The organism is Microbacterium sp. YJN-G (assembly GCF_015040615.1).
Lineage (GTDB): Bacteria > Actinomycetota > Actinomycetes > Actinomycetales > Microbacteriaceae > Microbacterium.
Window position 1 is genome coordinate 1,062,070 of sequence record NZ_CP060402.1, and the last position, 12,982, is coordinate 1,075,051.

At 70.1% G+C, this 12,982-nt stretch carries 14 protein-coding genes; 6 read left to right on the forward strand and 8 right to left on the reverse strand.

What is annotated here, in order from left to right; translation table 11 throughout:
- Positions 1-2: 2 nt before the first annotated feature.
- From H7694_RS04970 to H7694_RS04985, 4 genes are all read left to right on the forward strand, one after another.
- Positions 3-788: a general stress protein gene (locus tag H7694_RS04970; RefSeq protein ID WP_193598436.1), complete on the forward strand. Its 786-nt coding sequence runs from the start codon at positions 3-5 to the stop codon at positions 786-788.
- Positions 789-790: 2 nt separating this feature from the next.
- Complete coding sequence (locus tag H7694_RS04975; protein WP_193598437.1) at positions 791-1,192, forward strand: DUF4870 domain-containing protein; 402 nt, start codon at positions 791-793, stop codon at positions 1,190-1,192.
- Entirely contained in the window at positions 1,189-1,854 is a 666-nt protein-coding gene (locus H7694_RS04980) for an alpha/beta family hydrolase (protein WP_193598438.1), read from the forward strand. The genes H7694_RS04975 and H7694_RS04980 overlap by 4 nt, the downstream gene beginning before the upstream one ends.
- A gap of 81 nt (positions 1,855-1,935) precedes the next feature.
- Positions 1,936-2,682, forward strand: coding sequence for a metallophosphoesterase family protein (locus H7694_RS04985; RefSeq protein ID WP_193598439.1), 747 nt, complete (start codon positions 1,936-1,938; stop codon positions 2,680-2,682).
- 17 nt (positions 2,683-2,699) lie between these two features.
- Here the strand turns inward: H7694_RS04985 and H7694_RS04990 are convergent, their stop codons facing one another.
- The 5 genes from H7694_RS04990 to H7694_RS05010 all read right to left on the reverse strand — a co-directional run bounded on the left by H7694_RS04990 (position 2,700) and on the right by H7694_RS05010 (position 8,842).
- Complete coding sequence (locus H7694_RS04990; protein ID WP_227468298.1) at positions 2,700-3,395, reverse strand: YdcF family protein; 696 nt, start codon at positions 3,393-3,395, stop codon at positions 2,700-2,702.
- A gap of 169 nt (positions 3,396-3,564) precedes the next feature.
- Positions 3,565-5,082 carry a DUF222 domain-containing protein gene (locus tag H7694_RS04995; RefSeq protein ID WP_193598440.1) on the reverse strand — a complete coding sequence of 506 codons (1,518 nt, stop codon included), beginning with the start codon at positions 5,080-5,082 and terminating at the stop codon, positions 3,565-3,567.
- 135 nt (positions 5,083-5,217) lie between these two features.
- Positions 5,218-6,117 (reverse strand): phosphotransferase, encoded by a 900-nt coding sequence (locus H7694_RS05000; RefSeq protein ID WP_227468299.1) that lies wholly within the window; start codon positions 6,115-6,117, stop codon positions 5,218-5,220.
- Positions 6,118-6,174: 57 nt separating this feature from the next.
- On the reverse strand, positions 6,175-7,593 hold the full coding sequence (locus tag H7694_RS05005; RefSeq protein WP_193598441.1) for an aminopeptidase P family protein: 1,419 nt from the start codon (positions 7,591-7,593) through the stop codon (positions 6,175-6,177).
- 226 nt (positions 7,594-7,819) lie between these two features.
- Positions 7,820-8,842, reverse strand: coding sequence for an endonuclease/exonuclease/phosphatase family protein (locus H7694_RS05010; protein WP_193598442.1), 1,023 nt, complete (start codon positions 8,840-8,842; stop codon positions 7,820-7,822).
- A 53-nt stretch (positions 8,843-8,895) separates the two neighbouring features.
- On the opposite strand from H7694_RS05010, the gene H7694_RS05015 reads away from it, so the two are divergent.
- A complete protein-coding gene (locus H7694_RS05015) occupies positions 8,896-9,771 on the forward strand; it encodes a PHP domain-containing protein (RefSeq protein WP_193598443.1) in 876 nt (291 codons plus the stop codon).
- Positions 9,772-9,885: 114 nt separating this feature from the next.
- Here H7694_RS05015 and H7694_RS05020 read toward each other — a convergent pair whose 3' ends face one another.
- Positions 9,886-11,403 carry a DEAD/DEAH box helicase gene (locus H7694_RS05020; protein WP_193598444.1) on the reverse strand — a complete coding sequence of 506 codons (1,518 nt, stop codon included), beginning with the start codon at positions 11,401-11,403 and terminating at the stop codon, positions 9,886-9,888.
- Between the two features lie 192 nt (positions 11,404-11,595).
- On the opposite strand from H7694_RS05020, the gene H7694_RS05025 reads away from it, so the two are divergent.
- Entirely contained in the window at positions 11,596-12,306 is a 711-nt protein-coding gene (locus tag H7694_RS05025) for a ferritin-like fold-containing protein (protein ID WP_193598445.1), read from the forward strand.
- A 126-nt stretch (positions 12,307-12,432) separates the two neighbouring features.
- On the opposite strand, the gene H7694_RS05030 is transcribed toward H7694_RS05025, so the two are convergent.
- Positions 12,433-12,720: a hypothetical protein gene (locus H7694_RS05030; protein ID WP_193598446.1), complete on the reverse strand. Its 288-nt coding sequence runs from the start codon at positions 12,718-12,720 to the stop codon at positions 12,433-12,435.
- 1 nt (position 12,721) lies between these two features.
- On the reverse strand, positions 12,722-12,946 hold the full coding sequence (locus H7694_RS05035) for a DUF3107 domain-containing protein (RefSeq protein ID WP_193598447.1): 225 nt from the start codon (positions 12,944-12,946) through the stop codon (positions 12,722-12,724).
- Positions 12,947-12,982 lie beyond the last annotated feature (36 nt).

Below are 12,982 nucleotides of genomic sequence, written 5' to 3' on the forward strand. Positions count from 1 at the left end.
CGATGAGCATGATGAATCGTCCGGCAAAGGGCAACGACCTCGGCGAGATGGTGGCGTCGACGCGCGACTACGAGGTCGCGCAGAAGACGGTGTCGAGGCTGATCGCCGGTGAGGTGCCGGCACGCGACATCGCCATCGTCGGCCAGGGCGTGCGCACCGTGGAGCGGGTGACGGGACGGCTCGGATACGCCGCCGCGGCGCGCTCAGGGGCGATCAACGGCGTGCTGATCGGGCTCGTGCTGTCGGCGGTGATGCTGTTCGGCAACCCCGACGCGCCGATCTCGCTCTTCCTGGGGTTCATCCTCATCGGCGTGGCGCTGGGCATGATCATGAGCCTGGTCACATATTCGATCGTGCGTCGGCGGCGCGATTTCGCCAGCATGACGCAGATGCTCGCCGATCATTACGAGGTGCGCGTGCAGCCCGGTTCGCTCGCGAAGGCCCGTCAGGTGATGGGCACAGAGCGTCCCACGACGACGCGTCCGCCCGTGGATCTGAGCGAGCCGCCGCAGTTCGGTGAGCGGCTGCCCGCTCCCGGGCCGGTGGAGAAGCCGCAGAAGCCGGAGAAGCCGGTGACGGATGCCGCTGCCGCGGCGCCCGTCGCACCTGCGGTGGCGGGTGCTGGCGTTGATGCCGGTGCTCCCGCGGGGTCGGCCGAGCCTGCGGCGGCTGAGTCCGACGCGGCCGGGCAGGGCGGGACGGCGTCGCCGGCCGCGACGGCCGAACCGTCCGGCGCGGGGCGCGACGGTACGGACGACGCCGGCTCCGGATCGCCTGAGACGAGGTGACGATGTCCGGCCGCGAGGCGACGGGCGTCTCGGCCTGGGCGCTCGGGCTGCTCGTGCTGCTTCCTGTTCCGCTGCTGGGTGCGCTCGCGGCGGGCGGGGCGATGGTCGCCGCCTACGGCTCGCTGTCGCGTCAGGGGCCGCTCGCGAAGGCGAATGCGGCGGCGGCGCGACGCTGGGGTGCGATCTTCCTGATCGTCTCCACGGGTCTGCTGGTGCTGCAGCTGGCACTGTCGGTGCCGCGCCTGTTCGGCACGCCTGAGCCGGTCGGCTTCCTGCCGCTCGGCATCCCGATCCTGCTGTACGCGACCGTGTGCCTGGTGCACCTCGTCGTCGTGATCGTGGCGACCCTGCGGGCGCGGCGTGGTGAGGTCGTGCGCCTACCGCTGGTCGGGGGCCGGTCATGAGCGTGACGGTCGCCCTCCCCTCCGGCGACGCGACGGTGTCGACGGCGTGGGAGGATGCCGCCGATTCGCGGGGCGTGGTGGCGATCGCGCACGGTGCCGGTGCGGGGATGGACCACCCGTTCCTCGTCGGGTTCGCAGCGGCGCTGCGCGAGAGCGGCTTCACGACGGTGCGGTTCAACTTCCCGTACGTCGAGGCGGGCAGGCGGATGCCGGGGCCGGCTGCGCACGCCATCCTCACGTGGCGTGCGGTCGTCGACCGCATCCGCGCGGATGCGCCGGGGGCGCCGGTGTGGGCGTGCGGCAAGTCGTACGGCGGGCGGATGGCGTCCATGGCCGTCGCCGACGGGCTCGAGGTCGATGGGCTCGTGTACCTCGGGTATCCGCTGCATCCGCCCGGGCGTCCCGACAAGCCGCGAGTGGAGCATCTGCCTGCCGTTCGCCCGCCGCAGCTGTTCGTGGAGGGTACGAACGATCCGTTCGTGCAGCCGCTGTCGCAGCTCGAGGAGGCGGTGGCGTCGTGTCAGGATGCGCGGATCGCGTGGTTCGAGGGCGGCGGGCACTCCTTCGAGGTGAAGGGCCGCAAGCGCCCGGCCGCTGAGGTGGGTGCGTCGGTCGCGGGCCCGGTCGTGCAGTTCCTCGGGGGTGCGCGGGAGTTCGGCTGACCGGGTGCGCTGCCACGACTGCGGTTGTCTCATGCCGGCGGGTGGTCTGAGGGCGGCGGCCTGTCGTGACACGATGTCGGAGTGACGGATCGCATCGCTCTCATCTCCGACGTGCATGGCAATCTCGGGGCGCTCGAGGCGGTGCTCGCTGACATCCATGGCCGGGGGGTCGAGCGGATCGTCAATCTCGGCGACACGGCGGGGAAGGGTCCGCGCGGCGAGGCGGCGGTGCGGCGCTGCCGGGAGGCGTGCGCGGTGAATGTCCGCGGCAACTGGGATGACTTCCTTCCCGGCATCGGTGACGATGCGTCGGAGGGGCTGGTCTGGTGGCGTGATGAGCTGTCGGCGGAGAGCCGGGAATGGCTCGCGTCGCTGCCGCTGAGCCATGATCTGTTGATGAGCGGGCGCCGCATCCGGCTGTTCCACGCTTCGGCCGAGAGCCCGCATGTGCGGGTGCACTTCCACCACAGCACCGAGGAGTTCGCCGGCATGTTCGCGAACACGGCGATGACCGGTGATGGTCCGGTGCCGGATGTGGTCGGCTACGCCGACATCCACGACGCGTACATCGAGTCCTTCGAGGGGCGGACGCTGTTCAACGTCGGCAGCGTGGGGAATCCGCTGGACGAGCCGACTCCCTCGTACGTCATCCTCGAGGGCGTTGCGGGCGGCGAGTGCGACGCGCCGTTCGGCATCCAGTTCGTGCGGGTGCCCTACGACATCGAGGCGGAGGTCGCGGTGGCGGAGCGGCTTCGGATGCCTGAGCGCGACGTCTGGGCTGTGGAGCTGCGCACTGCCCGGTACCGCGGGCGGCAGCTGTCCCAGTGACCCGGGGCGGGGTGACGTCAGATCGCGTCCCTGGCCTCGGCGCGTTGCGGGGAGGGCGATGTCGCCGGTTCGGCGTGGCGGTTCTGCGTGCTTCGCGCCCAGAGGCCGGTTCGCTTGGCGTAGACGGTGCGCAGGGAGCTGAGGATCTTGAGCAGCGGCGCCTCGCCGAAGCGGTGGTCTGCGCCTGGGACCAGCCGGGCGGCGAGGTCTGGGCGCTGATGCCAGAGGATCTCGCGGCCCATCGCGGCGTGCGGTGCGTTGGAGACGATCGCGATCGTGTCGGCGGTCTCGAGGTGCGGGATGGCGTGGGCGATGTTCTCCCAGGTCGAGCGGCTGGTCGTGTCGAGCGCGGTGGCGCCCACGTAGGAGTGGTGGTCGCGAGCGTGGCGCTGCATGATGGCGGCCTCGGAGGTGGTGCTGTGCACAGGGCCGCCGCAGAGGACGAGCAGGTTCTCGGCGCTGGGGTCGAGGGATCGGATGCCCGCGCGAACGCGGAAGCGGTTGACGAAGTTGGCGCGCTCGCCGCGGTTTCCGAAGCCGAGCACGACGACAGCGTGCGTGCGGGCTGGGAGGCGCGACGCGCCTTCGGCTGTCGCGCCGCCAAGCCAGAGGGAGGTGGTGTGCCGGTCGACCAGCACCGCCCATAGCCACAGGGCGGTCAGTCCGGCCGTGGCCGCCGTGAGGGCGGTTGTCAGGCGTCGGCGGTCGGGCACGACTGCCACGATAGCCGTCCGCGTTGTGCTGGGGTCGACGGCTGTCTGTCTCATCTATGTGCTGCGATGCGGCTGCCCTCGCTCATGTGGCCGTCCTCGCTCATTCGGTTGCCCTCGCTCATGTAGCCCCTCGCTCATGTAGCCCCCTCGCTCAGGTGGCCGCACTCGTTCACGCGGCGTCGGGGCGGAATCTCTTCGGCGGCGGGTCGATACCCGCCCACGCGGCGACGAGCGCGGCGCGGGGACGCAGAGTGATAGGCGGACTGCCGCCGGGCGGATGGAGCATGAAGTCGTCTCGGCCCGCGCGGCTGATGCGCCAGCCGCCGTGATGCAGCTGCACATGGTGGTATCGGCAGAGCAGGATCCCGCGGTCGATGTCGGTACGCCCCTGATCCGCATGCCATTCGTCGATGTGATGCGCCTCGCAGTACGAAGCGGGGCGGTCGCATCCTTTCCAGCGGCATCCACCGTCGCGAATCGCCAGTGCGATCCGCTGCCGGGGAGTGAAACACCGCTGCTCGCGCCCGACATCCAGCGGATTCCCGAAGGTGTCCACCGTCACGGCCACGGTCCCGGTCTCGCAGATGTGCTGGTCGACCGCGGTGAAGGGCAGCGACAGTCCGTAGTCCTCCGTGCGTGCGCTCGTGGCGTCGCCGGCGGCATCCATGACCTGGACGATTCGCACGCCGGCCTGACGCGTTCCGAAGACCTCGGCGGCCTCTGCGAGAGCTCCTGCGCGCAGCATGTCGATCAGCAGGTCGTAGCTCAGCTGATCGTTGGTCCGAGCATCCGCGGTCAGATCCCGGGCCTGCTCGGCCTCAGTCGAGTCGACGAATCGCGGCCCGCCTCGCCGGGGACGCAGCGCGGCGTCGCGGATCGTGCGGATCCACGCCGCACCGTCGTCCTCGAAGTCGATGTGCCCGCGTTCGATGCCGTCGGCATCCGTCCAGATCCGGAACGAACGCCTCTCATACCGTTCCGTGAAGCGACGCTCTGCGCCGTCCGGGTCGAGCTGATCGCGGATCGCACGGGCCTGGATCCGCAGCTCCTCGACCGTCCGCTGTGCAGCCTCTTCGATCAGCTGCTCAGCGGCCGCGGACCACGCCGCATGTGTGTCTTCGTCATCGCCGATGGGCTGCCCCAGACCGCGCAGGATCGTGTCCTGCTGCGTGGGGGAGATGCGCCCCTGCAGCATCGCGGCGGAGAGCACCGCGTGCCACGGCAGCTTCGCAGGTGGAGCATCCTGTGAACCCTCGTCGTCAGCGCCGGTGCTGAAGACGAATCCAGCATCGTCATCCGGCCCAGCATCGTCATCCGGCCCGGCACCACCATCCTCCGCGCCGTCGGCCTCAAGCAGCGACAGTCCGAGTCGCACCCGACGCTGTGCCTCGGCGTGACTGATCCCCGAGATGTCCTGCACGAGCCCTGCCGGTGTGCGGTGACCGCGCGATTGTGCGAACCCGTCCTGCCCGGCTTCCCGGCTCGAGCGGGCCGCGGTGATCCCTGCCCCGACGATGCTGATCGTCTCGACAACGCGCATCAGCTCGGATGCCGCGGTCACGGCATCCATCAGTTCGTCTGCGCCGAACGCCGACATCCGGGAGGGCAGCTCCGACGCCTCCGCATCCATGCCGAACAGGTAGCGCAGCGCGTCGACCTGGTGCTGGATGTCGGTGAGGAGGGCCATGAATCCATTGTGCGAGGGACCTCCGACATTCGAACGGAGATTCGATGACGATTGCGTCGATCCGGATAACAGAACGGTTACGAAAACCATCCGCTTCCAGTGACCCGATTCGAACTGACTGCGCCCCGACCTCCGTCACTCCACCACATCCTGATCACCGAGCACCCGCGCCACCGTGCTGCGGCCGAGTTCGGCCATGACCGGATTGCTCTGCTCGTAGTACCAGACCAGCCCCATCGCCTGCTGCAGCGCCCAGGCCGCGCCCCGACGCCACTCGTGATCAGACGCGCCGACGACCTCGCGCAGCCGCCCCCGCGCGCCATGGTCCAGCAGATGCCACGCGCACACGAGATCCAGCGATCGATCGGCCGGACCGAACGATGCCCCGTCGAGCACCCCGGAGAGCCGGCCGTCAGACACGAGCAGGTTTGCCGGGATCAGATCGCGGTGGCTCATGACATGTTCGCCGGCGACGGGCATCTCGCGCAGCACCTCCCACGCAGACGCCACCCCGGAGACGTCGACCTTCCCCGCGCTCTGGGCGAGGCAGTGCGCCATCCAGTCGTCATGGTCGCCGGGCTCACCACCGCGACCCTGCCCGTCGAAGACGCGCTCGCCGACGGGCACCGCCCTCAGCGCGAGGATCAGCGCCCCGAGATCCTCCGCGAACCCGTCCGACCCGGACTGGCCGAACGGGTCGGCGACCTCGCCCTGCACCCAGCTCTGCATCGACCATGCCGACGGGTACCGCTCGTCGCCGCCGCCGACGCCGAGCGGCACCGGCGACGGGAACGGCGACGATCGCGCGAACTCGGCGAGAGCGGCCGCCTCGGCCTCGAGGTCGGCACGGGAGGCGGATGCCAGCGGGAACCGCGCCGCGAACTCCTCGCCCACGCGGAAGATCGCGTTGACCGTCCCCGCGCCCGAGATCGCGCGCACCGGCAGCCCGGCCAGCTCCGGGAACTCGCGGGCGATCACCTCGCCCGCGAGTTCCTCGTCGACGACGAGCTGGCCGTCGTGCATCCGCGTCGTCACGCTACGGCTTGCCCTGATCCACCCACCGGTGGCCTCCCACGAACAGGTTGCCCACGCTCACCCCTTCAGCCGGGCGATCCAGGCCTCGACATCCTCGACGGTGCGGGGGATGTCGGCCGACAGGTTCACGGGGCCGTCCTCGGTCATCAGGATGTCGTCCTCGATGCGCACGCCGATGCCGCGCAGCTCCTCAGGAACGGTGAGGTCGTCGATCTGGAAGTACAGGCCGGGCTCGATGGTGAAGACCATGCCCGCCTCGAGGATGCCGTCGTAGTACATCTCGCGCCGCGCCTGCGCGCAGTCGTGCACATCGATGCCCAGGTGGTGCGAGGTGCCGTGCACCATGTAGCGGCGGTGCTGGCCGCCCTTGTCGGCATCCAGCGCCTCGTCCGCGGTGACCGGCAGCACGCCCCACTCGGCGGTGCGGCGCGCGATGACATCCATCGCGGCCTCGTGCACGGTGCGGAACCGCACGCCCGGCTTGGCGGCGGCGAACGCCGCATCCGCGGCCTCCAGCACCACTTCGTAGACGCGACGCTGCACGTCCGAGAAGGTGCCGTTGACGGGAAGGGTGCGGGTGATGTCGGCGGTGTACTGGCTGTCGACCTCGACGCCCGCGTCGATGAGGATCAGGTCGCCCGGCACGACGGCCCCGTCGTTGCGGGTCCAGTGCAGGTAGCAGGCGTGCGGGCCGGATGCCGCGATCGTGTCGTAGCCCTCCCAGCTGCCGTCGCTGCGGGCGCGCTGGTGGAAGACACCCTCGACGATGCGCTCGCCGCGCGGGTGCGCGACGGCGCGGTCGAGGTCGCGGATGATGTCGTCGAAGCCGGATGCCGTGACGGCCACCGCGTGACGCATCTCGGCGACCTCGAACTCGTCCTTGACCAGGCGCAGCTCGGAGACGAAGCGGGTGAGCTCCTCATCGGCGTCGACGGTCAGGTCGTCGTCTGCCGCCTGGAACGCGTCGATGTGCGCGGTCGCGACGGCGAGGTCGGCGGCCACTCCTTCCAGCGACGGACGCGGGCCGATCCAGAACTCGCCGATCGACGCGTCGGAGTAGAACTCGCTCGTGGTCCGGTCGGCCCGCTCGCGGAAGAACAGGGTCACGTCATGGCCGTCGTCCGTCGGCTCGAACACGAGCATCGAATCCGGCTCGGAGTCGTTCTCCCACCCGGTCAGGTGCAGGAACGCGGAGTGCGCGCGGAAGGGGTAGTCGGTGTCGTTGCTGCGCTGCTTGAGCGAGCCGGCCGGCACGACCAGACGCTTGCCGGGGAAGGCGGCGGACACCTTCGCACGCCGTGCCGCCGCGTACGCGGCCTGCGCGCGGGCCACGGGGATCGACTCGGGGCGATCGGCCCAGCCGGTAGAGATCGTGTTGAGGAAGCCCTGCGGGAAGGGCTGCTTGCGGGGGTTCTTCTCCTCGGCCTGTGGTTCGGCTGGGGCTTCGACGACGGCGTCGTTCTCTGCGCTGCTCATGCCCCCATTCTGTCATCGGCACGCTCGCGGCGAGGGGGAGAGCCCCGAGAATTCGGTGTTCTGCGGGCCGCGATGCCAGTCTGTCGCGGCATCCCGCACTCAGGTCGCGATTCGTCTCGGAATCGGCCGTCACCCGGCGCTCCAGGTCGCGATCCGTCTGGGAATGACGCTGGGAGAACGGGAAGAAGTGCGACCTGGGGGAGTGGGATGCCGTCCCGACGGCGGATCAGCCGGCGGGCTCGAGCTGCGCGACCAGCGCGCGGTGGTCGCTGCCACCGGCGTCCTCGAGGACGACGGTGCCGGTCGCCCGCCAGTTCTCGCTCGCCATGACGTGGTCGATCGGGGCGCCCACCAGGGCGGGGACATCGGCGGGCCAGGTGCCCATCATGCCGGTGCCGGTCGCGCTCGCCGCGTCGCGGCAGCGACCCATCGTGCCGCCCTCGCTGCCGAAGGACGCCATGTGATCCAGCGTCGCGTTGAAGTCACCGGCCAGGATGAAGTCACCCGCCGGACACTGGTCGGCGATCCAGTCGAGATCCTGCTTCCACCCGGTCATCGCCTCCTTGCGCGGTGCGACCGCGTGCACGGCGACGATGGTGGGACCCTCGCCGTCGGTCGGCATCGCCACCGCACTCGGCACCGAGCTGGTGTTGCTCGAGCCGTCGCGCGATGAGGCGATCACGGAGTAGTCGCCCAGATCGGCCGAGATCAGGATCGTCGTCTGCCAGGCCTGCGGCCCGTTGACCACGTCGGGGCGGATGTTCACGTGGTGCACCCACATCGGGTTGCCGGCGTCGCGCATCCGGATGGCGATCTGCTCACCGACCGCCTGGGAGGTCTCGGGCAGGGCGACGATGTCGGCATCCTGCTCGTCGATGACCTGCGCGATCCGATCGGCCGACACGGCCGCGCCGTTGGTGTTCCAGGTGAGCACGCGCAGCGCGGCATCCGTCTTCTCCGGCAGCGACCCGGGGCCCAGACCGCGCATCCAGCCGACGACGCCGGTCGCCGCCGCGCCGATCAGCGCGACGACGAGGACGGATGCTGCGAAGCCGCGCAGCGGCCTCGCGAGAAGCAGCAGCAGTGCGAGCACCGCGATCAGCAGGAGACCGGCCAGCACCAGGGCGCGAGAGGCGATGATCTGCGCGATGGGGAACGTGCCTTCGAGCTGGAAGAACTGCGGCCAGACGAGGATCGCCGTCGCAATGGCGAAGAGCACGGTGAAGAGGATTCCGACCAGACGAAGCATCGCCACGAGCCTAGGGGAATCTGCTGTGACGGCCCTGGCGGTACGCTCGGAGGATGACTCAGGCCGCCGACTCCCTCTTCACAGGGCCGAGCGACCTGCACCTGCATTCGAACCACTCCGACGGCACCGAGACGCCCGCCGAGGTGGTGCGCCAGGCGCACGCGCACGGCATCCGTACCCTCGCCCTCACCGACCACGACCGCACCACCGGCTGGGACGAGGCGGGCGACGAGGCCGTGCGGCTGGGGATGACGTTCCTGCCCGGCATCGAGCTGTCGGCGAAGCACGAATGGCGTAGTGTCCACGTGCTCGGCTACCTCTTCGATCCCGAGAATCCGGCCCTGCTGGCCGAGACCGACCGCATCCGGTTCGACCGCGTGGGGCGCGCCGAGCGGATCGTCCGCAACATCTCCCGCGACTACACCCTCGACTGGCTCGACGTGCTCGCCCAGACCACCCCGGATGCCACCGTCGGCCGCCCGCACATCGCCGACGCGCTCGTCGCGCGGGGGATCGTGCGCGACCGCACCGAGGCGTTCGACGGCATCCTGCATCCGCGCACGGGATACTACGAGCCGCACTACGCACCCGACCCGTTGACCGCCGTCCGCCTGATCACACGGGCCGGGGGAGTGGCGATCATCGCCCACCCCGTGACCTCGGGCCGAGACCGGATGATGCCGGTGCCGTTCCTGGAGCGACTCATCGACGAGGGCCTGGCGGGATTCGAGATCGATCACCGGGAGAACACCGTCGCAGGAAAGCGGCTGCTGCGGGAGCTGGCCGCCGAGCACGACCTCATCGTGACCGGCTCGAGCGACTATCACGGTGCGGGCAAGCCCAACCGTCCCGGTGAGAACACCACCTCCGACGAGATGGTGGCGCGGATCATCGACCGCGCCACCGGCACCGCCCCTCGGCGCGGATAGGGCGGCGCGGGTAACCCGGCGCGGCGCTCGGCCTGCCCCACTGCTGCCGCCGCCCCATGACGCGCCGAGGCCCCTCCCGACGGATCGGAAGGGGCCCCCGAGCAGCGATGTGGGTCAGGCGCCCGTAGGGGCGGCGCCACCGCTGCGACGACGGCGGCGGCGGCGCTGCGGCGCCGGCTTGCCGTCGCGGTGCTCGTGGGTGGCGTCACCGTCGTGCGTGCCCGCGCCGTCCGCGTCGCGGTCGACGGATGCGGGAGCGGAACCCTCGGATGCCGACTGCTCCGTGCCCTCGGCGAAGGTCGCACCGACCTTGTCGCCCTCCGAACCGCGACGACGGCGGCGACGACGACGGGTGGTGCCCTCATCGGTGCCCTCGGCGGCGGCATCCGCGGCCTTCTGCGGCTGACGCTGACGACGCTCGGATGCCGGCTTCTCGGCCTTCGGTGCCGTGCGCAGGCGGCCCTTGGTGCCCTCGGGGATGTCGAGGTCGCTGTACAGGTGCGGGCTCGACGAGTAGGTCTCGACGGGCTCGGGCTGGCCGAAGTCGAGCGCCCGGTTGATGAGGGCCCACTTGTGCAGGTCCTCCCAGTCGACGAACGTCACTGCGATGCCCGTCTTGCCGGCGCGGCCGGTGCGGCCGGCGCGGTGCAGGTACGTCTTCTCCTCGTCGGGGATGGTGTGGTTGATCACGTGCGTCACGTCGTCGACGTCGATGCCGCGGGCGGCGACGTCGGTCGCGACCAGCACGTCGCGCTTGCCGGCCTTGAACGCGGCCATCGAGCGCTCGCGCTGCTCCTGCCCCATGTCGCCGTGCACACCGCCGACGTTGAAGCCGCGGTCGCCCAGCTCATCCACCAGCTTCTGCGCGGCGCGCTTGGTGCGGGTGAAGATCACGGTCTTGCCGCGGCCCTCGGCCTGAAGGATGCGGGCGATGACCTCGTCCTTGTCGAGCGAGTGCGCCCGGTAGACGATGTGCTTGATGTTCGCCTGGGTGAGCCCCTCGTCGGGGTCGTTGGCCCGGATGTGGATCGGGTTGGTCATGAACCGGCGCGCGAGCGCGACGATCGGGCCGGGCATGGTGGCCGAGAACAGCTGGGTGTGCCGCACCGCGGGCACCTTCGAGAAGATCTTCTCGATGTCGGCGAGGAAGCCCAGGTCGAGCATCTTGTCGGCCTCGTCGAGCACGACCTCGGTCGCGTTCGACAGATCCAGCAGACGCTGGTTGGCCAGGTCGATCAGGCGGCCGGGGGTGCCGACGACGATCTGCGCGCCGGCCTTGAGCTGGTCGATCTGACCCTCGTAGGCCTTGCCGCCGTAGATCGCCACGACGCTCGTCGAGCGGTTCGAGGTGAGCAGATCCATGTCCTCGTACACCTGAACCGCGAGCTCGCGGGTGGGCACGACGATGAGGGCCTTCACCCCCGGCTCGGGGTTCTCGCCCAGGCGCTGCACGACCGGGATGCCGAACCCGAAGGTCTTGCCCGTTCCGGTCTTGGCCTGGCCGATGATGTCCTGGCCGGGAAGGCCGAGGGGGATGGTCTGCTCCTGGATGGGGAACGCGTCGACGATGCCCTTCGCGGCGAGTGCGTCGACGATGTCCTGATCGATTCCGAGATCAGCGAATGAGGTCACAGTATGTTCTTGCCTGTCCGGCGCGTGCGCGGCGGTGAGCCACGCGAGCGGCGCCTCGTTACGGATCCACGCCGTCAACTGCTGCCACAGGCGCGGGGCCCTGCTCCGATGGCAGGACAGTGACAGCCTACCCGAGGCGCGTCCTCTGCCCAGAGATCCGGTCAGCCGGGTTCGGCCCAGTAGTCTGGGCGGGTGGTCAACTGGTTCTGGAAGCGCAAGCCCCAGCGGCGCACGCTCACGCTGCGCAGCCGGGGCGACAGCGGCGACGCCACACGCGTCGACTTCGCTGAACTGGCCCCCGAGCTGAACCGGTTCCTCGGCCAGGCCGCCTATCTGCAGCTGGGCTACTTCGAGACGCTCAGCCGCAGCATCCGCGGTACGCCGGAGCTGGCCCGCAAGGAGGCGCTGTCGCGCGCCGCCGGCGCCGCCCTCGACAAGCACCACGCGATCGTGCAGCTGATCGCGCAGCAGGGGGAGGACCCCACAGAGGTGATGCTGCCGTTCCGCGAGCATCTCGACGCGTTCCGCCGCAAGACGATCGGCGAGCGGCAGGAGGAAACGCTGCTGGCGGTCTACCTCACCGCGGGAATGCTCGACGACTTCTACCTTGCTCTGGCCTCGAGCTACGGCGAGACCGGGCAGCAGGTCGCAGGGATCCTGCGTCAGCCCGACGCCGGCGGTGAGATCGTCGCGATCATCCAGCAGACCATCGAGAGCGACGACGAGTGGCGTTCGCTGCTGTCGATGTGGGGGCGCCGTCTCGTCGGCGACACCCTGCTGGTGTGCCGCGATGCGCTGCGCCCCGACCGGCTGAAGGCCGACGACAAGCGCATCGAGCCCGTCTACACCGAGCTGATGGGTGCGCACGCGCGCCGGATGGACGCGATGGGGCTCGCCTCGTAGCCGAGCGCTGCGCTCAGCGGCATCCGGCTGAAGCTGACGGCATCCGTTCTTGCCTGACGGCATCCGTCTTCGTCCGACGGCGTCCGTCGTCGCGAGACGACGCCATCGGGCGAGCCCGGGGTGGCGTCAGATGCCGAGCGCGCTCTTGGCCGCGGCGTCGCTGCGCACCCGCAGCATGGTGAGCGTCTGCGTGACGGCGAAGGCGATCAGCAGTCCGCCGCCGATGCTCGCGAGCCACAGCCACACGCTCTGCTCGCCGACGCCCGCCCATTGCAGAGCGGTGTATAGGACGGCGGCCACAGCGGTCGCGATGGCCGGCGTCACCGCCACACCGCGAAGCTCGCGGTGCGGCATCAGGAAGTGCAGGGCGACGCCCAGACCGCAGGCCGCGATCAGCGCGAGCAGGATGTACATGTCAGGCGACGAAGCCGACGCGGCGCGACTCCTCGGTGCCCAGCTCGATGTAGGCGAGGTTCGCGGTCGGGACGATGTACGAGCTGCCCTTGGCGTCGGTGAAGTTCAGGTGGCTGACGTTCTGCTCCAGCGCGGAGGTGACCTGCGCGCGCACCTCGTCGGCGCTGGCGGACGTGTCGAAGCTCAGTTCACGACCGGTGTTGACGATGCCGATGCGGATTTCCACGCGATCTCCTCCGTAGTGTGCGAACACGGCAACTCT